Raw genomic sequence first — 25,368 nt, 5'->3', positions numbered from 1 at the left:
AAGGTTATCGTGCTGAAAGGTCTTTTAAAGACAATCGGAAAGATTTATTTCGGCCACAAGATTGTTTTGTGGATGATTCTTACGGTGCTCCCCGTCGGCGTTTCCGTGTTTATGCTGGAAATGTTCTCGAGCGAAATCGTGCAGCATATTCCGGTGGGCATTCTCAAACAGGACCATAGCCAACTTGCGGACCGCTTGGAACGTGCAATCCAGTCGAGCCCTGTGCTCGATGTTAAAGTGAATTGCCACGACATGAGCGAATGTGAACATGCGGTGATTCGCGGAGAATTGCAGACGTTTATCGTGCTCCCGACGGATTTGGAACGCCATGCGCTCCGCCTTGAATCGCCTGTGATTCCGGTTTATTCTAGTGGTCAGAACTACCTCACGAATATGTTTGCGACAAAGGAAATCCGTGCGGTCATCACAAGTATCGGCTCGGATCTTTTCACCGCTTCGTATGATGACCCGGTCAAGACGGAAATTCATTCGGTGGGGAACATCGAGGGCAACTACCAAGGCTTTTTGGCGCTTGGGCTTGTGTCTGCAATGTTCCACCTGGCAGCAATGCTTGTGGCTGTGTACATCGCATCGTTCCCGCTTCGCGACAAGCGCGTGCGTGAGTTTTTCAATTACGCTGAACGTTCTTGGGTGACGCTAGGCGTTGCCGCTTTTGTCCCTGCTGTGGTCATCCTTTGGCTCGAATACATGGGCTGCTATGCGTACACGCATCGTATGCTTATGCCGATGAGCTTTGAAGAATTTGTAATGGTCTCCGTGGCACAACTTCTGATGGTGATTTGTTGCTTTGGCGCTGGCATTACTTTTGTGGGCGTGACTGGCGTGATGCGAATTGCGACTGGCGTTTCGGGCGTGATTGGCGGCCCTGCATTTGCGTTTGCTGGCCAGACGTTCCCTGTGATGGCGATGCCGTTTGCCGTGCGTTGCTTTGCGTTCTTGCTCCCGCTTACGCATGTGCTCCGCGTGCAGTCTATGATGCTCCTCGGTGATGTCGGCATGGCTGAATCCTGGGAAGTCATCAAGCTCATGGGCGGCATGGCGTTGTTCTGGGTGCTGCTCGGGTGCTTTACGATTGTGCTTCGCTGGAAGTACCGTCTAAAACATGATTCGCAGTTGCCGGTCGCTACCGAAGACGAAAACGTGGTGACCGTTGATTCGTTGCTTAAGAGCTTGTTCGAAAAAATCAGGAGGCGAAAATGATTAGTCGTCTTTTGAAAGTGACTTTGACGGAATGGAAATTGTTTGTTACGGACCCTGCGGCTGTGCTTTTGCTTGTCGTGGCGGGAATTCTTTATGCGTTCTACTATCCGACTGCATACATGAACCAGACCGTTTCCCGCGTTCCTGTGGCTGTTGTGGATTTGGACCATACGGCAAAGTCCCGTGAACTTACACGAATGGCGTCAGCGACGCAACAGGTCGAAGTCAAAGCTGTCTATAATGACTTGCTTGAAGCTGAGACGGCGATGGCGAGTGAAGAAATTTATGGCTTCATGGTTATTCCGGAGAACATGGAAAAAGATCTCCTGAACAAGAAACAGGTCAAGGTCAACATCTTTACGCATGGCGCCTACGTGATGCTCCATGGTACAATCGGGACTGCGTTTTCGACATGTGCATTGACGGTCGGTGCAGTGAGCAAGGTGAAGGCTATTGCGCTTGGCAAGAAGGTGCCTTCAGCAAAGGCGATGGCGATGCGCGACCCGATGCCGTTATCGATACAAACGATGTTCAACAACACGGGAAGCTATTCTAATTATGTTGTTCCTAGCGTGCTCGTGCTGATTTTGCAACAGTCCCTTGTGATTGGAATTTGCGTGCTTGGTGGCGCTCGCGGGCATCGCCGTTTCCGCCGCAACCAGCGCTATTCCGAAGTCGAAAACGAGAGCATGCCGTACCGCTATTTGGGCCGTTCGCTGGCGTATTTTATGCACTACTGCTGCTTTATCCTGTTCTACCACTGCGTGATTTACAATATTTTTGATTTTCCGCGTCGTGGCGAACTCTTGCCGATGACGATTTTTGCGGTGGTGTTCCTTGCATCGGTCATCAATTTTGGCATGTGCCTCTCGCAAGTTTTCTTGCGCCGCGAATCGAGCATGCAGCTGTTCCTGAACCTCTCCATCCCAATCTTGTTCCTTGCAAGCTTTAGTTGGCCGAGCTATTTGATGCCGAGCTGGATGGTGGGGCTTTCGTACATTCTGCCGAGTACGTTTGCCGTACCCGCATGGCTCTCGATTGAACAGATGGGCGGTGACATTTACGATGTGGCGCCTAAGCTTTATTTGCTAGCGATACAGGCGGTCATCTACTTCGTGCTGGGCATGTTCCTCACGCATTTGCGCGACAAGAGCAAGTTCACCACCGGTGACATGTAAAAACCGCCGATAATAAGCAAAAAAGAGTGACGAAATCACGGTCGCTTTCGCCATTCTTTTTGTAAATTGAATAATGAAAAATGAGGTCAATGGTCATTAGTCCGTAGTCATTAGAACTAATGATTAACAACCAATAACTATTGACCAATAACTAATTACTAATAACCACTGACTAACAACTAATAACAACTATGATGTTCGATCCTTTATACATGATGATTCTCGTGGTGACGCTCGTGCTTTCGGGCGCCGTTTCCCTGTTGGTCAAGAAGCGCTTTGCCGCTGGCCAAAAAGTCACAATTTCTAGCGGCCTCACCGGTGCCGATGTCGCCAAGGCCATTCTCATGGAAGCTGGCATTACTGACGTGAAAATCCTCAAGCACCAGGGCTTCCTTTCGGACCATTACAATCCGCTGAACAAGACACTCAACCTGTCGCCCGAAGTCTATTCCGGCCGCAATGCAAGTGCCGCAGGCGTAGCCGCTCACGAAGTTGGTCACGCCATCCAGCATGCTGAAGGCTACTTCCCGCTGTGGCTCCGTTCTGCCATTGTGCCTGCCGCCAACATCGGTTCTAATCTTGGACCGTGGCTCGTGATTATTGGCATTATGCTTATGGGCATGGGCAAGGCTCTTGGCCAGTCTCTCGCGGTTGTCGGCGTGGTGCTCTTTGCTCTTGCAACGCTCTTTACGCTTGTGACCGTGCCTGTGGAATTTGACGCTTCTGCACGTGCCAAGAAGGCTCTTGCCCGCATGGAAGTCGTTGCCGCAGGTCGCGAATACAATACCGTCTCTGGTGTGCTCTTTGCCGCAGGCCTCACGTACGTCGCCGCAGCAATCTCGTCTATCTTGCAGTTGCTCTACTGGGCGTATCGCGCAGGACTCCTCGGCGGTCGCAACGACGATTAAATTTTGTCATAGCAACACTAGAATGCCTCGCTTCGGCGGGGCTTTTTTGTTGATTTTGCGGCAAAATTCGCCAATATCAAATAATAACTCGCCAATATTGAATAATTTGGAGTATCAGCTAAATTCTTTTTGTCCTTTTCTAAAGAAAAAGCGGTATCTTTATAAAGAGAAATTTTTTCTGGGGAGCGAAAATGGAATACCAGAATATTGATATTAGTACCTGGACGCAGGTAGGTGAGGGCGGTAACGGGAAAACTTATGTGCATCCTGGTCATCCCGATTTGCTTTTGAAAGTGAATAACCCGCCTCGTTGTGATGAGGCAACCGTAAAGCAAGAACGTGATGCAGCCCAGCATGTCTTTGATTTGGGAATCCCGACTCCTCGTATGTTCGATATGGTGCGCGTGGGGGATGGTTACGGTCAGCTCGTAGAAATCATTAAGGGAAAAAAGTCTCTTTCGCGTATTTGCTCCGATGATCCGTCACGCATCAGTGAAATGGCTAAGTTGCTTGCTTCATTGGGCCTGCAACTGCATGCGATGATTTGCGATACGGAGTTTTTCCCAAGCCGTAAGGATCTTGCCCTGAAGGGTATCGATGCGTCTGATTTTGTTGCAGATGATGATAGAGAAAAAATGCGGGCGTTTGTTCAGAGTATAGAAGACGAGAAAACCTGCTTGCATGGTGATTTCCAGATGGGCAACCTGATTATTTCTGCCGATGGTAAACCTTATTGGATTGATCTTGGCTGGTTTAGTCACGGTTCGCCAATGTTCGATATAGGGCATTTTTTCATGACTTGCCAAGTTTATTCTCAGTTCCCGGCAGCGCAGGAAATTTTCCACATGTCGCAGGAACAGTTGAAAAGCTTCTGGAATGCGTTTGCTGAAGCCTACACGGGGAATAAGGACATTTCCGCCTTCACTGCTCTTGCTGGCAAGTTTGCTCCTTTGGATGCTTGTATCCGTTCAATCTTGATGCCGACTCCTGAAGCTTATAAGAAGTTGTTTGCAGGATTGGTTCATTCCCTGGTCGAAAAGTTTTATTAAGAGAGGCTGTTATGTCTGAAGAAGTTAAAAAAATCAATTTAGATGATTATGTAGCGACGGGAGAAGGCGCAACAGCAGTCTCGTACACGCACAAGACTCGCGATACGATTGCGAAACTTTATCACCCCGGATTCGAAGCGGACTGTGCTAAAAAAGATTTTTTGACATCTTGCTCAGCTTTTGATTTGGGAGTTCCGACTCCAAAACCAATTCGCTTGATAACGGATGGCGAACGCTTTGGTGCTGAATATGAACTTATCCGGAACAAACGCTCTTTTTCGAGAATTATTTCAGAAGAGCCGGGCCGACTGCAAGAGCTTTCTTTGATATTTGCAGAAATGGCTAAGAAACTCCATTCGACGAAAGCGGATACGACGAAGCTTGTGTCTACAAAGGAAAAATTCCGTCGCTTTTATCTTGAAAAGGCTGTAGTTCCTGACTTTTACAAGCAAAAGGCCTTGGCTTTTATCGATACGGTTCTCGACACCCCGACTTGCCTTCATGGCGATTTGCAAATCAGCAATGTCATTACCGATGGAAAGCGAACGCTTTGGATTGATATGGGTGATTTCGGCTATGGTGACCCTGGTTGGGATTTGGGAATGTTGTGGAGCATGACGCACAGAATGGATGAGCAAAAGGCGGATCTTGTTTTCCACATGAGTAAAGAAAATCTTTTGGCTCATTGGAACATTTTCTTCCCTGCTTATTTGGGAACGACGGACCCGCAGAAAATCGCGGAAGCCACGAAACGGATTTTGCCGTTTGCAGCAGTCAAGATTCCTTATATGTTCTATATCGCAAAGCATTTCACTTTGCCGGATGAAGCCTACCCGTATATCGCTAAATTATTTGGATAAAGTTTATTCAATATTTTTGCACGTAATTTGTTTTGAAATACACAACTTTAATAATTGTTTCTATTTTATATAAATAGAACGGAGTTTTGTAATGGGAATCGAATTTGGAGTGCTGAAACGTGAAGAGCTAAGCGATGCTGTGGAACTTTCGTTTCGGGCCTATGAATACTATGAGTATTTTTTAAATTTTTTCCCGGATTTGGGCTTGAGGCATAAGGTGATACGGTCCGTTTTGTACGGAACGTGGCGTGCGGTTATGCAAAAGTCCCATTTCTTGACGGTAAAAATTGACGGGAAAATTGTAGGCTTGGCTGTGCTCGAAGATCCGCATTACAAGAGACCGTCGGATTTACAGTTCCTACTTCATGGCTGGTGGAATGTCTATTTTAGCGCTGGCATAAAACGTGTGAATGCTTGGGTTAATATGGATGAAACAGCAGGGACTCCATGTCATGATTACCAGCACAATGGCGAAAATATTTGGTATTGTAGTTCGCTGACGGTGGACCCGCCATTTCAAGGAAAGGGTGTTGGTACACAGCTTGTTGCCTTCATGGAAGAATACATTCGTGAACATGGAGGTAAGCAACTGACGTTGTTTACAAATTCAGAGAAAAATCTTGCGTTTTATAAGAATCGCAAATTTGAGGTTTTTGATAAACGCGATATCGCTATCCGTGATGGCTTGAAAATGAAAAGCTGGAGCGTGAAGAAAACGCTTTAGCCCATCAATAAAAATTAATCTTTACCGGCTCCGTAGACAACGGGGCCTTCTTCGTCATCGTCGTCGTCGCCGTGTTCAGCGAGGTAAGCTTGGTATTCTTCGTCCGTCATTCCGCCTTCGTCATCTTCGGGCATGAAGGACTTGCGCTCGGACTTTTTCGCAGGCTTGTTTTCTGTTTGCTTTTCCAGATTCGTCGGAGATGCCGCGGGCTTCGATTCTTCCTTGCGGCTTGCGCGGGCGCTGCGGTTCAAGTAGGCGATGTATTCCTCGTCTGTCATTTCGTTGCCGAAACTGTAAGAGGAATAACGGTCTTCTTCTGGTTCGGCCGAACCGTAAGAGGACGTGCTGCGAGATGCCGCGGAGGTTGGCTGCGTGGCGCTTGTTTGTGCCGGCGTTGAGCTTGTAGTTGATTGCGCGGATGTTGCGGCGGATTGTGTGTTGTTAGACTGCGCGTTGTTAGACTGTGCGGAACTGGCGTTGTTGTAGAATGCTTGGGCCTTTTGCATAAAGGCGGCAAATTCCTTGTCGCTCATCTGCTGGACGGACTGCTCGTTCAAACCTTGGAACGTGCTTTCTGCACTGGAGTCGTCCGAACTTTCGGCGAACTCTTCCTTTACGGATTCCGCTTTACCGGATTCGATTTCATCTTCATCAAGATTTTCTTCATCAAGTTCTTCGACGATTTCGTCTACCGGTTCGAATGTGTGGGTGCGTTCTTCAGAATCGTCATCGTCGTTAGCACCGAATTCAGGGATCGAACTCTTGCTAAGTACTGGGGCTTCGTCTTCGCTAGAGGATGCTTCTGCGGACTGTGTAGCGTCTTGAGCCGGAACAGCTTCCGTATTTTCGACCGGGGCCGCAGCATTATCATTTGCAGGAACAGTCGAATCTCCGTTGACTGGAGCTTGTTCGGTATTTGCGCTTTCGGTACTTCCTGGAGCTGCGGACTGTTGTGTGTCTCCAGCGGGAGCGCTTGCTGCCTGCAGTGCGCCTTCGGCGGCGTCCGCTTCCGCAATCATGTCGGCAAACGGATTGTCCTGCACTTCGGAAATGTCTTCGCGACCTTCCAACATCGCGTTGAGGTCTTCTTCCGTAACGTTCCTGCCGCGTTCCGTCCAAAGTACGGCTTCGCGCATCGTAGCGGCAAGGTCGCCCACGCTCTTTTCCTTGGAACGTGCAATTGCTTGGCTGCGGATTGTTTCCACAAGCCCAGCCTTGACCTCGGGATCCTTGCTGAAGAACACGGTCTCGTGTGCCATTTCGTCGGCGTACTCGGGGTTGTTCTTCTTGCGGTAAATCCAGATTGGTCCGAAAAGTTCGCTCTGACGGAAAACGATATCGTCCGTCTTGATCATTTCGAGCATAGCCATGAACGTCACCGCTGCGACAATCGGGTGTGAATCGTTGTCGAGTAAGTCTTCAAAAAGCGCACGTCCATGCACGTTCAAGAAATTGTTAATGGCCTGCTGACGGTCCTGAATCGTCACGTAGTCCAATTCAATATGGTGGATCGTCTCGGAAATCTTCGTCTTTAAGCTCTTTTGGTAAGCGCGGAAAAGCTGCCAAATGTTTGCGTCGGCGAGCGTGTCGTCATCGCTCTGCGTCTTTTCGAGGCGCCCACGAGAATACGTTCCGAAGTTCTTCGCTTCCATTTCCTGGAGGCCACTGGCTACCTGCTTGAAACGCTGGTATTCCAGCATTTCCTTCATGAGCTTTTCGCGGTCTTCGTTGTATTCCTCTTCCATCTCCGGATCGCGTTCTTCGGCCGGGAGCAACTCCTGCACCTTGAGCGCCATCAAGCGGCTTGCCATAAACAAGAAGTCGCCTGCCTTGGAAAGGTCTGTTTCGGAATATTCGTTCACCCACTTGAGAAAGTCGTCTGCGATTTCTGCAATGGGAATCTGGTCTAGCGTCATTTCCTTTTTCTGAACGAGATAGACAAGCAAATCCATCGGCCCGTTAAACGAACCGATTTTTACTTCATAATCTTCTTGCTCAAGAGCTTCGGAATCAACCATTGAACTACAATATAGAAATTACATAAACAGTCAATCACAAAGCCCCTCCCATCGGGAGGGGCTTGCGTTCAATGCTTTACGTTTTAAGCTTTGCTAACTGCGGCAAAGCTGTCTTATTCCACCGTCACGCTCTTGGCGAGGTTTCTCGGCTGGTCCACGTCGTTTCCGCGCAACACGGCGATGTGGTAGGCGAGCAACTGGAGCGGGACGCAGGCGAGAATCGGCATGAGCATCGGGCGGGTCTTCGGGACCGTGATGATGTGGTCTGCGATTTCGTCAAGCGGGTGGCAATCTTCCGTCGTGACGGCGATGACCTTACCACCGCGTGCCTTGATTTCGCGGATGTTGCTGATGATCTTGTCGAAGAGCGAATCCTTCGGGGCGATGACCACGACCGGCATGTTTTCGTCGATGAGGGCAATTGGACCGTGCTTCATTTCTGCAGCGGGATAGCCTTCAGCGTGGATGTAGCTGATTTCCTTGAGCTTCAATGCACCTTCCATGGCGACCGGGTAGCAGAAGTGGCGACCGAGGTACAAGAAGTTGTTTGCCTTGCAGAGCGTCTTTGCAATTTCGGCGATGCTGTCGGAGAGCTTGAGCGTTTCTGTTACGAGATCCGGGAGTTCCAAGAGGTCCTTCACGATGTCGGCGCCTGTTTCAAAGCTGAGTCTGCGCTGGCGACCGAGCAAGAGGGCAATCATGGCGAGCACGGTCACCTGGCTTGTGAATGCCTTGGTACTTGCCACACCGATTTCCGGACCGGCATGCAGGTAAACGCCACCGTCACTTGTACGTGCAATTGTCGAACCGACACCGTTACAGATGGCGAGTGCTGTTGCTCCCTTCTGCTGGGCTTCGCGGAGAGCGGCGAGCGTATCTGCAGTTTCGCCGGACTGGCTGATGGCTATGACGAGAGTACCCGGCTTGATAATCGGGTTTCTGTAGCGGAATTCCGAAGCGTATTCGACTTCGACCGGGACGCCGGCCAAGTCTTCGATCATGTATTCACCGACCATGCCTGCATAGTAGCTCGTGCCGCAGGCGGTGATGATGATGCGGTTGATGTTTCGGAGTTCCTTGATGTTCGTGTCGAGGCCAGCGAGCTTTGCGTTGCCTTCGGCGGTGAGCAAACGACCGCGCATAGTATTGCGCAATACGTCGGGCTGTTCGAAAATTTCCTTGAGCATGAAGTGCGGAAATCCGCCCTTGGCGACTGCATCGGCGTCGAATTCCACGTCCTGGACTTCGCGCTGCACTTCGTGGCTGCTCATGTTCACGATGGAATAGCCGCCATCCTTGATTTGGACAACGTCGTTGTCATCGAGGTAAACGACTTTCTGTGTGTGGTTGATGATGGCAGAAACGTCACTCGCGAGGTAGAAATCGCCGTCGTTTCCAATACCCAGGATGAGCGGGCTTCCGCGACGGGCGCCAATCAAGACGTTCGGTTCGTCGCTGCTGATGACGCCGAGACCGAATGTACCTTCAATCTGCTTGAGTGCCTTGAGTACTGCGGACTTGAGGTCGCCATTATAATAGCGTGCAATCAGGTGGGCTACGACTTCGGTATCGGTTTCAGACTTGAATTCAATGCCTTCGGAGATGAGTTTTGCCTTGAGGCTTGCGTAGTTTTCGATAATGCCGTTGTGGACAATCGAAATCTTTCCATCATAGCTTGTGTGTGGATGGGCGTTTGTTTCAGTGGGGGCGCCGTGGGTGGCCCAGCGCGTGTGGGCGATGCCTATGGAACCCTTGATCGGGGTGGTTTTTAATTTGTCCTCGAGAGCCTTGATTTTCCCGGAGGCACGGACAACTTTGATTTGTCCGTTTTCGATGACGGCAACACCTGAGCTATCGTAGCCTCGGTATTCCATTTTCTTAAGCCCTTCGACGAGGACCGGTAAAGCTTCCCCTTTTCCATTATATCCGATAATTCCGCACATAATATTTCCTGATAGTTTAATTGACAGCGGAAAATATACTAAATGTAAAGGTAAAAAGAAAATTATTGTAAGCTTTATGTGGTTTGTTTTACTATTTTAAGGAAGTCTATTTTTCATAGAGGATAAAAATGAAGACTAAATTGATTGTTGCAGCTGGCGCTCTTGCCATGCTTATGACGGGTTGCGAACCGTGCAAAACAGCATCTGCCGAAAAGACCTCGCTTGTGACTGAAAAGGACAAGTACAGCTACGCTCTCGGTGCTCATTTTGGTAACCAGGCTCGTTTCCAGCTCGTGACTCGCGATTCCATCGATCTCGATCTCGATCTCTTCATCCAGGCATTCAAGGAACGCTACAATAGCGATTCTGCCAAGTTCTTGATGAACGACTCCATCGTCATGGAAACGCTCAACAAGCTTTCTGCTGACCGTCAGGCTGAAAAGATGAAGAAAGACAGCCTCGCTGCCGAAAAGAACAAGGCTGAAGGTGAAGCTTTCCTCGCTCAGAACAAGACTGCTGAAGGTGTCGTGACCACGCAGAGCGGTCTCCAGTACAAGATCATTACTGAAGGTCAGGGTGCAACCCCGACGGACGAAGACAGGGTCAAGGTCCACTACACCGGTACGCTCCTCGATGGCACCAAGTTCGACAGCTCTGTCGACCGTGGTCAGCCGCTTGAATTCCCGGTCACTGCCGTTATCGCTGGCTGGACTGAAATGCTCAAGCTCATGAAGGTTGGCGAAAAGGTCGTCGCATGGATCCCGAGCGATCTCGCTTACGGTCCGCGTGGCAACCGTGCTATCCCGGGTAACTCTGTCCTCAAGTTCGAAATGGAACTTCTCGAAGTTATCGCTCCGGAAAAGCCGGCAGAACAGGCTAAGCCGGAACCTAAGAAGGCTGCTAAGAAGGCTGCCAAGTAATCTTAAGCATTTCGCTTGAAATTGAATGCCTCGCGCCCACCCGCGCGGGGTATTTTTTTGCCCTGTCATTTTTGCTTTATTGTCACCCCGGACATGTTCTCTTTGACCACTTAGAGCTTCAGCTCTTATGTGGTCATGATCCGCGAATGGGGACGGGGCGGGATCGCCATCTCGTTGGTGGTGTAAAAAATTTTATCTTTGCTTTTGAAATTTTAAGAGCGGGTGTTTATGTCCAGAATTTTCTTTTTACTGTGTGTTGTTGCGATTGCACTTACCGGATGTAACGAACAAGAAAAAATAGATGCTTTAAAGCAAGAAAATGCAAAGCTCGAAGCTGCCGCAGATTCCTTGAAAGCGCTGATTGCCAAAGCTCAGGGCGAAACTTCGAAGTGGCTTGTGAAAAACGATACCGTCCGTGCGGGCGATGGTCTTTTCCAGGTGCTTTACCGCATGAACATCAATGAAAAGGAACGTGGCAAGATTGTGCTTGCCTTGCAGGACTCTGTTGAACTGGCAGCGCTGCGCGTGGGGCAGGTGTTCTATGCCGCTCTCGATACTGCAGGCGAAGTTCAGCGTTTCCGCTTTGCTCCGAACCCGGCAACAGTCCACATGCTGAGCAAGGTCGATTCTGGTTTTACTTATAGCCGTATCGACAAGCCGGTAACAATCCGTCAGTCCGTTTTTGAAGGCGCTTTGGAAAATGGGAGCACGCTGAGCGGTATTTTGCACAAGGTCGGTATTCCTGGGCGCATGGTTGGTGTCGTGAGCGCCGTTTTGCAGTGCAAGGTCTCTTTCCAGCTAGCTCGCCCGGGCGACAAGTTCCGCATCTTGCTCGAAGAAAAGTTCTATCAGGATTCCATCTGGATTAGTGGCAAGGTGCTTTACGCTGAATTTGATGGACATACCGTTGGTCATCACGAAGCTTTCCGCTATGAAGACCCGGATCCGAAGAGTACCTTCAATGCCCATTACACAGAAAAGGGCGAGGCGCTCATTTTCGAAGGTCTCCGTTACCCGCTCGACCGTTTACATATCACAAGCCCTTATGGTGCCCGCATCCACCCGATTACGGGGCGTCGCACAGTGCATCACGGTATCGACTACGGTAGCCCCAAGGGTTCTCCGGTTTATGCGGTCGCTGCTGGTGTCGTGACGGTTTCTGGCTACGATGACTTGAGCGGTAATAAGATTGCCATCCGCCATAGGGACAATACTGAAAGCTGGTACATGCACCTCTCCGTGCGTGGCGTGAATGTCGGCGCGAAGGTTGCTCCGCGTCAGGTTATCGGTAAGGTGGGGTCTACTGGCCGCAGCACAGGTCCGCATTTGCACTTGGGCTTCAAGGACAATCGTGGCAACTGGATGAACCCGGCAAAGAAGACGATGATTGCAACGCCGAAGCTCGAAGGCAATCGTATGGCCCGCCTCAAAAAGCAGGTGGCTGATATCCGCAAGGAAATTGAGCTTACGCTTGCTTCGCCGGCGGTCAAGGTGAACGATACGGACGTCATGGTCCGTATGCGCGTGCTGAAGTAATTCCTACTGAATATGTTCTCCGGGCAGCAGGTAGAATCCCGGCATAGAGTCGGGTTCGAGAGCTGCTTTGGCAAAATGCCCTGTATTTTCGGTTCCATAGCCCGCGATACGAATGAAGCTTTTCGCTTTCGCGAGTTCAATTGCTTTTTCTAAGGCTTGCTCGTTGTCGCTGATGACGAAGTCTGGGACAATTCCAACTTTGTGGAAACTGACCATGTTCTTGTCATAGGTTTTCATATCTGTGATTGAAACGTATGAGTAAGATGGGGTCACAATGATATGTTGCCCGATGCCTTTTCCGTAAGTGGTTGTTCCGATAACTGGGTATTTCTTGTTCGAGACAATGCCTGCAATCATGGTTTCAGAGCAGCTTGCGCTCATGCCGTTGGCGAGAATTACAAAATAACGGTTGCTGGCAAATCCATCGTCTGTTGCAACGGCTGTTATTGTATTCTTAATTTGCCTTTTGTTAATGGTGTCAGCATCTGAAAGAATAATGTTTATCGCCGTATCGCCTTTGGAAAGTAGGACTTTCGTCATTTCTACGCATTGATTCAGATTGCCGCCTCTGTTATTTCTAAGGTCAAGAACGGTAGACTTGTAGTTTTGCGTTGCCTGGAGGTAATCCATAAATTCTCCGTATGTCCCGCGCTCGTTTGATGTGGTTTGGACAAATTCCAAAATTTTGATAATGGGGATGGAATCCTTGAACGACAGCTCGACTGTTGGAGACAAGAACGTGGCGAGTACAACGGGGATTGTCAATGTCGTTGAATCGCGTTTGATTGTATAGGTAATGGTTTCTCCTTCATAATCCGTGGAAAGCCTGCGGTATATGAGTTCCTTTGTGGGGGCGATACCTTCGATTGCTGTAATCTCGTCACCGACCTTTATCCCCGCCTTGTCTGCAGGCGAACTGGGTATAACTTTTTTGATGACATATTTTTCAGAAATCAAGGTTGAATCAAGTTCAAAGCCAGAACCGAATATTTTGTCGGAATTATAAATGTTTTCAATCCTGCTTACGGCATGGGCTGGATCCAAATAATACGTATAAGGATCGTTCATTTGCGCGTACATGTAATAAAGGTCGAAATAATCCCATGGAATACCCTTTTGGGACAAGGCGGTTTCCTGCTCTTCGCTAAGTTTGCCCACATAGTCTTCTGGCTTGCCTAGGTACTTATCCTTATCGTTATAATGGTAGAAGAGGAGGTAATAGTTGTATAAAAATTCTCGGGAAACGGTGGGCGTGTAATAATTGGTGCCTGACGGAGAACTGTTTTCTGAAGTGCAAGCGGTAAGGTTGATGCCGCAAAAAAAGCTTATTGCTAAACAAATTAATGCTGAGACTTTTTGAACGCGTCTAAGTAATGGCTTGAATTTTCCCATATGATTGAGCCTCCCTCAAATTCCGAAATCGCATTATCTTTGTTGTAATATACAAATTCATAGGATGGCTTGGTAAGCGCGTTTTCTTGCTTGGAACTTTTTGAACCGTAAATCTTATTGGCATACTGGATGGCACAATCTTGGTCTGCTACATTGTCACATTCGTATTTGGGGTAGATTCCTTTTTTGTGGTAGGAATTTCCTTTGGGTGTCAAAAATTCGAAATTGGTTATTGTCGCCAGCCCGCCTGCGTATGTGAAATAGTTGGTCTGTCCGATGCCCTTTCCGTAAGTCTTTTTCCCGACGAATGGAATGTCTGTCGTTTCGGTCACTGCGGCGATAAATATTTCGGCACAGCTGGCGGAGCCGCCATTGGCATAGATGATGTACTTGCCGGATTCTCCGGGGTCGCCTGCTTTAGCTTTAATCGACGATACTGTATATTTGGTTTCACCGTCGGCGTCGAGAGAGCGCTGACGTCTTGTCGATAGTGTTCCTTGTTTTACGAACAGGTCTGCTGCGGCAAGGCACTGGTTCACGTGACCACCGGGATTCCCTCGTAGGTCGAGTACACGGATTCGTTTGTCAGAGCCGGTGGAGTCGAGGTATGCTTTGAGTTCCCCGTATGTGCCGCTATCTTGGTTTGCCGTTGTCGGCTTAAATCCTTCAATTGTAATGAAGATGATTCCGGAGGAATTTTTTGCGGTCTTGCTATCTACCGTGTCGACAAAGACAGTAGGTGCGTAGACGGTTTCTTTTTCGAGCTTGTACAAATTGGTGTCGTTATTCTGTGCGACGACGAGGTCTATGTTTTTGCTATAACTTAAAACCGAATCGTAAACGGCTTTAACTTTTTTAGCTTCTCCAGAGAGGTCGATCCCGTTTGCGCTGATGATGCGACCGTATCTTGGAACGCCAGCTCTGCCGGCGGGGCTCTTGGGGTAGACTCGCGTGATGATAATCGGGTAATCCAGATTTTCGTTGTAGAAATAACGCATCCCGACATCGCCGCCTACTACAAGACTTGTATTGATGGCGGTGGCTCGTTCTTCACTTTTGGTGGGGGGAACGTATGTGGTAAACGGGTCCTTGAGAAGATCGTAAAGTTGAGGTTTAATGGAATCGGAATCCCCGTTTGGGGACAAGTCGGTAAGCTCGTCCTCGTACAGATATACTTTTTGCAGGAGCCAGTAGTTAAAAGAATATTCTGTGGGCTCAGGCGTGCTCTTGACCGGATGGATAAAGTCCGAACATCCGAGTAAGCTCAAGAGCGTAGCAGCTAGAATTATTCGGAGAAACATGACTTTATCCTTCGATCGTTTGTACGGCGAAGCCGCTACTGGTCGATGCTCAGTCCCTTCTTGTCGAGGAGCACGCGAGGAATGCCTTCTTCCATCGGGTTCTCGATGACGGAAATCGTCTTGAGGTTTTCGCATTCGGCAAGGCTTTCTGGGAGCGTGGCGAGCTGGTTTGCGTCGAGCACAAGTTCACGCAGGCTCTTCAGGTTGCTGAATTCCGACGGGATGGCGCCCAGGCGGTTGCCCGAGACCATGAGAATTTCGAGGTTCTCGAGGTGCGAGAGCGTTGCCGGGATCGTCGTGAGCTCGTTGTTGTCGAGGTAGAGCTTCACGAGGCTCGTCATCTTGCCGATGGTCGGCGGGATTTCGGAGAGCATGTTGTCGTGCAGGGAGAACTTGACGACCTTTTTCCAGTTGCCCACTTCGAGCGGCAGGTCGAGGAGCTGGTTTTTGGCAATGTTCACCGTCTGGAGGTTCACGAGCTTGCCCACAGATTCCGGAAGGTCCGAAAGGCTGTTGTAACCGAGGTAGAGGTTTTCAAGTTTTGTAAGTTCACCGATGGATTCCGGCAGTTCCATGAGGTCGTTTTCGCTCACGGAGAGGCTCTTCAGGTTCTTGAGAAGGCCGATGTCGTCCGGAATTTCGACGAGCATGTTGCGGTCGAGGTTGAGTTCCTCGAGCGATTCGATTTCAAAAAGTTCAGGGGGCAACAGACGAAGGCCTTTCTGGGAAAGGTCGAGAGTCTTTGCTTTTTCAGCTTTCGCTTTGGCTATAACATCTAGTAAATTCATAAAAAGCTCCTAATGTTTAAATCATAGCTTTTTTGTTAGAAAAAACGTAAAGTCGACAAAAAAAAATGTAAAAAATGAGATTTTTACACATTTGAGCACTGAGTTTTTGCTAAATTATAAAAAAAAATTGAATGTTTTATCTTTTTTGCACGCAAATACTATGATTTGAAACTATTTTTAGGGTGCGAATTACGGAATACTCCAATATATAATAATATTGTATATTGGTATTGCAGTGTAATTATTGAGGAAAAAATGGAACTAACAAAATCGCAGGAACGCCGCTTAGCATTTGTCGCTAGCCTCTTAAGCTTGAACCCTAACGACCCGAACGATAGAATCAAGGCACTCCGGCATCTGAACCTAGATGAAAATGGATGCTTCCACGGCTTCCAATATTCACAGGGTTTTATGGAATTCTTCATCTTTTTGGACGAAGATACTCCGCTTGAAAAGGTTGTCGCTCACCTGAACGCCGACTTGAAGCAACTCCAGATAGCCGTGTTCCGCACTAGCGATCCGACCAATCCGTTCTTCCTCTCGCTTCGTGAAGAAGCTGATCCGTGGGCTGTCAATAAGATCACTGACGAAGAAACCGAAGAAGACGAAAACGCCCCTGCAAGCCGTCCGTACATGGAAACCCTTGAAATTACGGTGCTCCGCACTCGCGCAAGCCGCGATATCACGGACTCCGAACTTGAACGCACGCTCAAGGACATGCGCAGAAAGCTCATGCTCTGGAAGACGGACGTCAAGGCAAAGCTTGAAATCATTGCAGAACATGACGATTTGACTCGTGACTTCCGTAGCGCAGATGACAAGCTTGAAATCGAGATGGACTCCGAACCGCTCCACCTCACTTCTGATCACGGCGAGCTTTTCCTCGGCTTCTGCCCAATCCGCACAATTTTTGACTACCACGTTGCTCTTGGTAAGCGCCTCAAGACCAAGCACAACATGGCTATTGTTAGCTCTAACATCCGTACTTACCTCGGTAACCTCACTCATACGAACGCCGCTCTTATCGATGCCTTCCAGACCATGGAAAGGAATGACGACAAGAACGTGAACGTCGATGACTTCCCGTTCCTCCACAACGGTATGACCCTCACGGGTGACGACCTGCGCCTCAAGGAACGCGATGGCAAGAAGGTGCTTTTCATTGAACGCCCGAAGATCATTAACGGTGCCCAGTCCCTCTTCACGTACGAACAGTATGCCAAGAAGAGCAAGCATCCGGTGAATCCGCAGGTGCTCGTGAAGGTCGTTGTGCCGTACCAGGGCGCCGACAACTTCTTGAACCAGGTGACCATGGCTAACAACCGCCAGAACCCGGTGTTCAGCTACCATCTGCGTGCTGCAGACGACTTGCAGTTCTTCATTTGGCAGCGTTACCAGGAAGAAGGCTTTACCTACGTTTATAAGGACGGTGTCCGTCTCAAGGCCCGTACCCGTAAGCTCGAAGTCCGCATGCGCCCGGAACTTGCAAAGACCCTCTTCATGATGGATGGCAAGCTCAGCGAATGCCGCTCCAGCGACTGCATTTTCGATAAGGAAACGCTCTACCAGCGCTGCTTCGGTGCGTTTGTGCGCGTTGCCCCTGAAAAGGAAAAGGATTTTGTCCGTAAGACCATCGCCTTCACGAAGGCATGGCAGCTCCTTAGCCGTCTCCCGATCAAGATCCGCAAGGTCACTCCGGGTAAGGGCGTGTCTATCGAAGCTAACGACGATAACCCGCTGACCCGCATCACGTGGAATGGCCGCCTCGAAGACAAGTTCATCTTCCGCAGTGCCGTGAAGGACCTCGTGGTCGCTCTCGCACTCCGTCACTGGCTCATCTACGGCAATCCGATCCAGGACTTCGAATGGCTTGTTGAAAACGAACTCAACTTCAACGATTCCATCCTCAAGTACGCCTCCCGCATCTATACGGACGACTTGAAGAACATCTTGATTTCTGAATTCAAGGACAACACCGCCTACTACGATACCATTACGACGATCGACAAGGATTCCGGTGAATCTGTGGAACGTCGCTTGTGGAAGGGCTTCTCCAATACGGCTACTTACGACAAGATGATTGAACTCTTGTGCAAGAAGAATCCGGCTTGGGAAAAGTGCCGCGGTGGCATTGAAGTATTCCTCTAGTTTATCCTTTAAATAGGGTCTATAATCCGGTTTTGAAGCGCACCTCTAAAATGGGTGCGTTTCTTTTTTTCTATGTTATCGGTGGTAATTTTGAACGTCCCGTTTTTGTATTTTGTACACCGTTGCGTTTTAGAAAGTCTTTAAAATCTGCCCTCTGGGGTTTTGCTGCAAGCAGCATTGTGGCTGTGGGTTCCGTCTGGTCTCAAGATGGAACGCTTAGCTCGTATGAATCTCTTTTTGACGATGAACTTTTCCAGGATGTGCCTGCCCCGAAGTCGACCGCTTCTGTAGCTTCGTCTTCGAGTGCGCCTGCGTCTGTATCAAGCGCTACGCCATCCAAGCCTCAGTCTCAACCGTCTGTGGCGGTTTCGTCTGCATCTGCTCCTGCATCAAGTGCTGAGGCGCCTAAATCATCGGCTATTGCTTCTAGCGCGTCTAAGCCTGCATCGAGTGCGGTTGCTCCGAAATCCAGCTCGAGTGTTGCGAAGTCCTCGTCTTCATCAAGTGTTAATGTCCCGTCCTCTTCTTCTGTCGTCAAGGAGTCTTTGTCTTCTGCTTCAGTGAAGTCTTCGACGTCTGTGGCTACAGCTCCGAAGTCTGAAACGGTAACACCGCCGCGTACGGTCTCAAGTGCAGAAACTCCTGCAGAATCGGTTTCCGAAGAATCAATGGATGCATGGACCCCGGCGATTAAGTATATCCCGGTTCCGAAGTCAACATCTCCGCTAGACGGACTCCTCCCGATGGGCGGCATTGGCATGCGTTCGGGATTGATGAATACGTCGAAAGGGCAAATCTTTGCTCATGACATCGATGTGGCTACTCGCGAAATCGATGTGACCGAAAAACGCGTGAATACGGTTTCCCGTACGGATACGACGGTTCTCTGGACATCGCATTATCCGGAACTGGCAGACTACGTTTCGGACATGTACGATGTGGGTCGCAAGCGCTTGTGGCTCAATGGTCTTGTCGGTCAGAACGATGGCGGTTATGAAGCTCCTGAAACGGGTTCCGTTTTTGACATCACGATTCCGGTGAACATGCCTGCGTGGATGAAGGACTTTGGCTTCAACAAGCCGAAGCTCATGCTCAAGGGTTCTATGGATGTTCGCTTCAAGGGCTATGGCGAAAAGGACGATGCCGAGGGCAGCACCAAGACGAGCTTGTGGCCGTCTCCGTCCTTGGACTACAACCCGAGCTTCATGGTCGAAGGTAAGATCGGTCCTTACATCACGGTCGAAATCAAGAACGTCGATGAAGGTCTTGGCTCGCAAAACGAAGTCCGCGTCGTTTACGAAGAATCGTTCAAGGGCGAATTTGAAGATTACATTTTGCAGCGTGTCGAAGCGGGTACGACGAACTTGTCTTTGACTGGTACGGAATTTACGGGTTACTCAGAAAACCACCAGGGGCTTTTCGGTATCAAGGCGGACTGGAAACTGGGTGACTGGAAACTCACGACGATTGCCTCTCAGGATGGTGGCGAACAGGAAGAGTATTCCATCAAGGCAAATGAATCGACGACTGAATTCCAGGTGACGGATAAACAGTTCCTTGCATACCGCTACTACTTCTTGAACCAAGAGGCGAGGAGCAAGTATGTCGATGCCGCTATTTTGGGCCGTTCCGTTTCGAATTATAAAGTCACGGACTTGAAGCTTTATAAGAGAAGCGCTTTAAATACTTCTGACAATGTCATTAAGAATGTCAATGTTGTTTATACGACCCCGCAAGGCAAGACAATCACAAAAACCGTAGACCGCATGGTGGAAATCCCGTCTACTGAATTTACCTACGATTCAAGAACGGGTATTGTGAAGATTAATGGAGTCAACCGCAATACGCTTGTGGCGGCAAACTACAGTAACGAAAGCCGCAAGGGCAAGATGTTGCGCGATGGTGGCGAAGCCGTGCTTATCCAGTGGGATGCCGTGCTGAGCGAACTTACGGATATTGACAAGTTGATGCTTCGTAATGTCTATTCCATCGGCATTTCGGATGCGAGTGCGAACAACTTTGTGCTCCGCATGAAGAACAAGTCTGGCATCTCGGGTTCATATTTGAAAACACTTGGGCTTGCCGATACGACTTCGGGAACCCCGCTGATCAACGATGCTACAATCTTTACGAAGGATGCTTCGGGTGGCTATACTGGTGAAATGTGGTTGCCCTGTAAACCGCTATCGGAATATTCGGGAGCAAACGCCGCTGTCCGTGCCCGTGCAAACTGCTTGGAACCGTTGCGCAACTTGGATTCTAGCGCCACGATGGCGCAGCTCTATACGCTTCCGGTCTATAACTTGAACCGATACACGAGCCAGTTCTATTTTGAGTCTGTCGGTAAACGCCGTAATTCCATGATTAGCGTGCGTGATCCGAATTCGAGCTACTCTGTCAATAGCGGTAGCTGCATGGATATTTCTCCGGGTTCTGAAAAGGTGACTGCCGGTTCTACAACGCTTATCCGTGGTACGGACTACGAAGTCAACTACGAGCTTGGACAGATTGAACTTTTGAGTGAACGCGCCCTTGACCCGAACAAGGAAATCAAGGTCAAGTTCGAATGCGAACCGATGTTCGAAGTGGACAACAAGTTGCTCTTGGGCGCCCGTGCGGAATTGCCTTTGGATCTGTATGGCTTTGGTGCGGGTTCTGTGTTTGGCATTACAGCCCTTTACAGAAGCCAGAGCACGACTGCTGAAGTCCCGACTCTTGGCAATGAACCGTATTCTAGCTTCTTGTGGGGCTTTAACATCCGCTTGCAGGATTCTGTACAGGCGCTTACGGACTTGGTTAATGCCATTCCGGGTATTCAGACAACTGCAGCATCGAACTGGCGTGTTGAAGCGGAATTTGCCGGTAGCCGTCACAATGCAAATACCAGCAAGACGCAGACCGCCCTTGTCGAAGATTTTGAATCGACATCGACAGGTCTTGTGTATCCGTTGTCTAGACTTTCTTGGTATCAGGCTTCTCCTCCGGGCGGTGTTGCTTCGGATAACAGAACGTATATCGAAAGCCAGGACTACAAGCACCAGGGTGAATTTATCTGGCATAGCAACAATACGGAGCTGTACAAGTACATTTATCCGAGCGTCGGTAATTCTGATGTCGATAACCAGCATTTGACCGTGCTCAAGCTGACTTTGCGTCCGAACGACAACTTGATGGGTAATTCCTGGGGCGGTATCATGCGTCCGAATAGTTCTTACTATCAGGACATGAGCGAACTGAAGTACATTGAAGTGGTCGCCCGTGGTAATTCCGGTTCCATCTTTATCGACTTGGGTCTTATCAGCGAAGACCTTTCGATTTGCGGAGATGCTCCGAATGGTGAGTATAACGGTGAAAACCAGCTCGGTATGACAACGGCACAGCATGACCGCGGTCTTGATGAAAAAACGGGTGCTGATGAAACCAGAGTGGTTTGGGATTGCCGCGTTTCTCCGTGTAGAGGTACCGAATACAATTCTACGAATATCGATGCCGCGACAAGGGATATCGCCCGTGACGATTTCAAGGATTTGGACGAAGAAAGTGACCCGCCTGTAAATATCAACGGTACAGAAAACAACCTGGGTGAACGTTCTTACGATACCGAAGATATCAATAGGAACGGTTCTCTCGATAAGGACATTAGCTTTGTCCGTTACCGCATCGACTTGTCGAATACGGAAGGCGATTTCGAAGAACTCAGAAATGGCTGGCGTAAGTGGCGCATTCCTCTTAACCAGTACGATACGATTGTCTCGCCGACCGGAAACAGCTATAAGGAAATTCTTGCAGAATCCCAGTTTACGCGTCTGTGGTTGGGCAGGCTGAATCCTGGTGTTGCCGAAGCGAAGGTGCAGATTGTAAGCCTTGGTGTGCTGGGCAATGCTTGGGAAGAAAATTCTGTCGCAGACCTTTATCGCACGACTTCTTCTGAAAATTCCCAGGTTGTCGAAGTCAATGGTGTCGAAAACCGCATCTCTGAATCTGTTGTGACTCGCGATACGACCTACATCAAGGTTTCGACGATTAACAACCGCGAAAATGCAAAAACGTATTACAAGTCCCCGAATACGGTGACGGAACGCGATGCCGATTCGAACGCTCCTCTCAAGGAAACGGCTCTTGTGCTCGATTACCATAACTTGACTCCTGGTCAGGAAGTGGGGGTGACACGCCTGTTCGAAACGGACACGAAGAACTTCTCGACGTATAAGTCTCTGAAGATGGAAATCCACTACGAAAACAAGGCTGAATCGAAGACTGAAAAAGTGCCGGTTCGCTTCGCCTTGCAATTCGGTGAGGGCTCTATCGACGGTTCCAAGGACTTTTATGAATGGAGTTTCCGCCCGGTCAATTTGGACTTGTCGTCTTGCGATCCGAGCCGCCAGCAGGATTGCCATGAACAGAACTGGCTTGACAACGCCTTTGCGATGAACTTGACGGACTTCTCAGATCTGAAGCGTGGTCGCCACCCGCCGTATCTGGAACCTGTGGTGAAAAAGCTGGATGGAAATAGAGAAGAAGTGCTCCGCTTGGTCGGTAATCCGTCTATTACGAAGGTGGACTGGATTCGCTTTGTTATTATCGCTGATTCGTCTGCTTCTCCGAATGACTTGAAGGGACAATTCTGGATCAATGATTTGCGTCTTTCTGAAATGGATACGGAATGGGGGTATGCCGCCCGTGTGAACGGTCAGGTCAATTTTGCAGACTTCATTTCGCTTTCGGGTGCCGTTCGCTATCAGGATGGCGATTTTGCAACGCTTTCCAATTCTGGACGCTCTCCGAAACCGGATCCTGCTCAAGCAGCCTCCCAGCTCGATGTTTCGGCTGACATTTCTATTGCCCTTAACAAGTTCTTGAATGATTCTCTCGGATACCATATTCCGATGTCGTTTGGCTACCATAGCTCTACCAAGCGTCCGTACATGAAGCCGACAGACGACATGATGCTTAGGAAGAGCAGCTTTGTCGATTTGACTGGGGATATGTTCCAGGGAGACCTTGCTGTAGATTCTGATGATGAAGAAAATCGCTTAAGGGATAATGCGGAATCCAAGGGTTATGAATCCTATGAGCAGGACTTGAGCTTTAGCGTCAGCTACCATAAGGATTACAAGGCTCGTGAATCCAAGCTTGCTGAATTCTTCTCTCAGGCATTCTTGGAACGTCCGGCATTGAGCTATTCTTACCACCAGTCTGAAGGCCGCTCCACGACATCGGCGGACTCCACATACTCCTACCACACTTTGATCGAGTATAAGCTGGGTACGTTTAGCATGTTCAAGTTCAAACCGTTCGAAGGTCTTGCCAAGTATTCCTGGCTCAAGGATCTTTCGAGAACGGAATTTGAACCGTGGCCGCAAACGTTTGATGTGACGCTCTTTGACTTTAACTACGTGCGCTATGTGAACCAGACCCGCGATCCGGACTTTGTGGAACCGCAGGTCGATAAGGTGGTCACCTATACCGCAGAACTCAACCACAAGTTGAATATGCGCTGGAACATCCTTTCGTTCCTTTCTGTGAACTATGCGGTAAACATCAGGCGTGACATGTTTGGTGGCGGCGACCGTGAAGGTTTTACCAAGGAAAACTTCTTTAGTTTTGATGAAGGTGGTCTCTTTGCTAGTGGCTATATCTTTGACCATGACCATTCCGACAGAAAGGTTTATGTGTCTCGAGACAGCCTTGTGATTATTCCGACAGATACGATTGCAAAGACGGATGCGAATGGCAAGCAACTTGCGATTGACATGCAGAATCCGGATTCCTATGAAATCCGCTATGACACGACTTCGTTCTACAAGGTCGATAGCGTGGGGCATCGCGAATATGGACGTGCCTATGGTATTCTCCGTAACGAACGTTCTAGAAATCAGCAGTTCAGGATCAACTTTAACCCGAAGCTGATTCCGTTCCTTCCGTTCAATATGCAGTTCTCTTCTGACTTTAACCAGCAGAAGACGATTCCGGATGATTTCGATTTCTTCGATCCGTCGAATGTCGAAAAAAACTACTGGACGATTTCGCAGACGAACCGTTTCGAGTTTACTCCGACGCTCAAGATTATTGAAATTGCAAACCTGTTCGGAAAAGACAACGCCGTGTCGGGCGCTTTGAATAAGCTCAAGTGGCGTGAAATCAAGTTCAACTGGAATGCTAGTACAAACACTATCGGTGAAAACTTTACTCTTGCCCAATTGTACGAAGAACAAGGCGTGACCCCGTTCCAGTATTACCTTTACGGTTTGGGTCTGGGTAATGGATACCGCAGCCGTGGTCTTTGGAATATCATGACGGGCGATATGGGACTGACCGATCGCGATGATTTTACCGGTTTTGCCCAGTACAGAAACAAGAATGTGGATACGCTTGTTTATCAGGGAAGTTTCCGTAATGCGGTATCGCGTTCGTTGCAGATTTCTACAGGCTTTACCTTGCCGTTCTGGGATATTTCTGTTTCGACAGACTTCCAGTGGAAAGAGGACTTTGCGCAGTCTCGTGAATACCCGCTGTATATCGATACGACGACTCTTCTCCCGAAGTTTGGCATTGGAATTGCCATTCCGAATATCGCCCAGAAGGTCTCTTTGCTCAACAGCTTCCGTAGCGTGAGCTTGAATAGCCGTTTCGACTATAGCCGTTCTGTGACAAAACGCCCGTTCCAGAGTGCCGAAGATTCTTGGGCGAAGGTCTTGAACTTCAACCCGCTTATTCGAGTGTCTTTCTTGACGCAGAACAACTTGCGCATCGAAAACAGCGTGCGCTTGAAGATTGAATCGACGGATCGTCGCCCGAAGCAGGAAGTCATTTCTAATCCATGCTTCCCGCGTGATGACGACGATGAATGTCGAGATACGACAAGCTACTTCTTGAAAACCCCGTGGATGCACACATCGCTCTATAACGATTTTGCCATTAACGTTGGTGATGACATCTCTATTTCGTATCCGTTGAAGCTTGATAAGGGCTTCCAGCTTTGGAAGTGGTACTTTAAGCTCAAGAACGATATCGACTTGAAGCTCACTGCCGGTTACGATTACAAGAAGACTATCCGCAAGGAATATGAACCTGTGCAGGGCTACGACATGATGAACAAGGAATCCGGTACGGACGGAGTCTTTGTGCAGTGGCACTATGATTCTGGTGTGGAGCCTTTCGTGGCTTACAAGCCGAAGCTTGAACTGAATTACCGCACGGTTCCGTCAAGAACGCATGAATGGTTTATCCGTCCGAGTGCATCTTACACGTTCAACAAGATGGCTTCGCTGAGTTCGTACATCGAATACAGGCAGATTTACGAAAAGCTGGATGACGAAACGGCTCACATGCGTCAGATTCTCCAGTTTGAACTTGCGTTGATGCTGAGATTTGACTAGGAG

15 protein-coding genes are annotated in these 25,368 nt (G+C 49.0%); 10 read left to right on the top strand and 5 right to left on the bottom strand.

The genetic code is table 11. The annotated features are described in order from the left end of the window. Window positions 1-9: 9 nt before the first annotated feature. The 6 genes from BUC30_RS03830 to BUC30_RS03805 all read left to right on the top strand — a co-directional run bounded on the left by BUC30_RS03830 (window position 10) and on the right by BUC30_RS03805 (window position 5,940). Window positions 10-1,221 (top strand): ABC transporter permease, encoded by a 1,212-nt coding sequence (locus tag BUC30_RS03830; protein ID WP_073423603.1) that lies wholly within the window; start codon window positions 10-12, stop codon window positions 1,219-1,221. Next, on the top strand, window positions 1,218-2,399 hold the full coding sequence (locus tag BUC30_RS03825; protein ID WP_073423602.1) for an ABC transporter permease: 1,182 nt from the start codon (window positions 1,218-1,220) through the stop codon (window positions 2,397-2,399). The genes BUC30_RS03830 and BUC30_RS03825 overlap by 4 nt, the downstream gene beginning before the upstream one ends. Before the next feature lie 191 nt (window positions 2,400-2,590). Beyond that, complete coding sequence (locus tag BUC30_RS03820; protein WP_073423601.1) at window positions 2,591-3,307, top strand: zinc metallopeptidase; 717 nt, start codon at window positions 2,591-2,593, stop codon at window positions 3,305-3,307. A 191-nt stretch (window positions 3,308-3,498) separates the two neighbouring features. After that, on the top strand, window positions 3,499-4,356 hold the full coding sequence (locus tag BUC30_RS03815; protein WP_073423600.1) for a TIGR02172 family protein: 858 nt from the start codon (window positions 3,499-3,501) through the stop codon (window positions 4,354-4,356). Between the two features lie 11 nt (window positions 4,357-4,367). Further along, window positions 4,368-5,216, top strand: coding sequence for a TIGR02172 family protein (locus tag BUC30_RS03810; RefSeq protein ID WP_073423599.1), 849 nt, complete (start codon window positions 4,368-4,370; stop codon window positions 5,214-5,216). 91 nt (window positions 5,217-5,307) lie between these two features. After that, the gene (locus tag BUC30_RS03805) at window positions 5,308-5,940 is read left to right on the top strand and encodes a GNAT family N-acetyltransferase (RefSeq protein ID WP_073423598.1); all 633 of its coding nucleotides are present in this window, start codon (window positions 5,308-5,310) and stop codon (window positions 5,938-5,940) included. Between the two features lie 14 nt (window positions 5,941-5,954). Here the strand turns inward: BUC30_RS03805 and BUC30_RS03800 are convergent, their stop codons facing one another. Further along, entirely contained in the window at window positions 5,955-7,958 is a 2,004-nt protein-coding gene (locus BUC30_RS03800) for a segregation and condensation protein A (RefSeq protein ID WP_073423597.1), read from the bottom strand. 113 nt (window positions 7,959-8,071) lie between these two features. After that, window positions 8,072-9,901, bottom strand: a complete 1,830-nt coding sequence (gene glmS, locus BUC30_RS03795) for a glutamine--fructose-6-phosphate transaminase (isomerizing) (protein ID WP_073423596.1) — start codon at window positions 9,899-9,901, stop codon at window positions 8,072-8,074. 128 nt (window positions 9,902-10,029) lie between these two features. On the opposite strand from glmS, the gene BUC30_RS03790 reads away from it, so the two are divergent. Continuing rightward, window positions 10,030-10,821 (top strand): FKBP-type peptidyl-prolyl cis-trans isomerase, encoded by a 792-nt coding sequence (locus BUC30_RS03790; protein ID WP_073423595.1) that lies wholly within the window; start codon window positions 10,030-10,032, stop codon window positions 10,819-10,821. 228 nt (window positions 10,822-11,049) lie between these two features. Continuing rightward, entirely contained in the window at window positions 11,050-12,357 is a 1,308-nt protein-coding gene (locus BUC30_RS03785; RefSeq protein ID WP_073423594.1) for a M23 family metallopeptidase, read from the top strand. Between the two features lie 3 nt (window positions 12,358-12,360). Here BUC30_RS03785 and BUC30_RS03780 read toward each other — a convergent pair whose 3' ends face one another. The 3 genes from BUC30_RS03780 to BUC30_RS03770 are packed head-to-tail and all read right to left on the bottom strand — an operon-like array spanning window position 12,361 to window position 15,838. Then, window positions 12,361-13,749 carry a S41 family peptidase gene (locus tag BUC30_RS03780; protein WP_073423593.1) on the bottom strand — a complete coding sequence of 463 codons (1,389 nt, stop codon included), beginning with the start codon at window positions 13,747-13,749 and terminating at the stop codon, window positions 12,361-12,363. Further along, entirely contained in the window at window positions 13,698-15,050 is a 1,353-nt protein-coding gene (locus tag BUC30_RS15745) for a S41 family peptidase (RefSeq protein ID WP_083555530.1), read from the bottom strand. The genes BUC30_RS03780 and BUC30_RS15745 overlap by 52 nt, the downstream gene beginning before the upstream one ends. Before the next feature lie 35 nt (window positions 15,051-15,085). Next, complete coding sequence (locus BUC30_RS03770; RefSeq protein WP_073423592.1) at window positions 15,086-15,838, bottom strand: leucine-rich repeat domain-containing protein; 753 nt, start codon at window positions 15,836-15,838, stop codon at window positions 15,086-15,088. A gap of 255 nt (window positions 15,839-16,093) precedes the next feature. Here BUC30_RS03770 and BUC30_RS03765 point away from each other — a divergent pair, with 255 nt between their 5' ends. Then, a complete protein-coding gene (locus BUC30_RS03765; protein WP_073423591.1) occupies window positions 16,094-17,986 on the top strand; it encodes an AIPR family protein in 1,893 nt (630 codons plus the stop codon). Window positions 17,987-18,036: 50 nt separating this feature from the next. Then, the gene (gene sprA / locus BUC30_RS03760) at window positions 18,037-25,365 is read left to right on the top strand and encodes a T9SS outer membrane translocon Sov/SprA (RefSeq protein WP_244536472.1); all 7,329 of its coding nucleotides are present in this window, start codon (window positions 18,037-18,039) and stop codon (window positions 25,363-25,365) included. The last annotated feature ends 3 nt before the right edge of the window (window positions 25,366-25,368 follow it).

The organism is Fibrobacter sp. UWB7 (genome assembly GCF_900142945.1).
Classification (GTDB): Bacteria; Fibrobacterota; Fibrobacteria; order Fibrobacterales; family Fibrobacteraceae; genus Fibrobacter.
The sequence above is the reverse complement of the archived record's forward strand: the minus strand, read 5'-3'. Positions and strand labels throughout refer to the sequence as shown.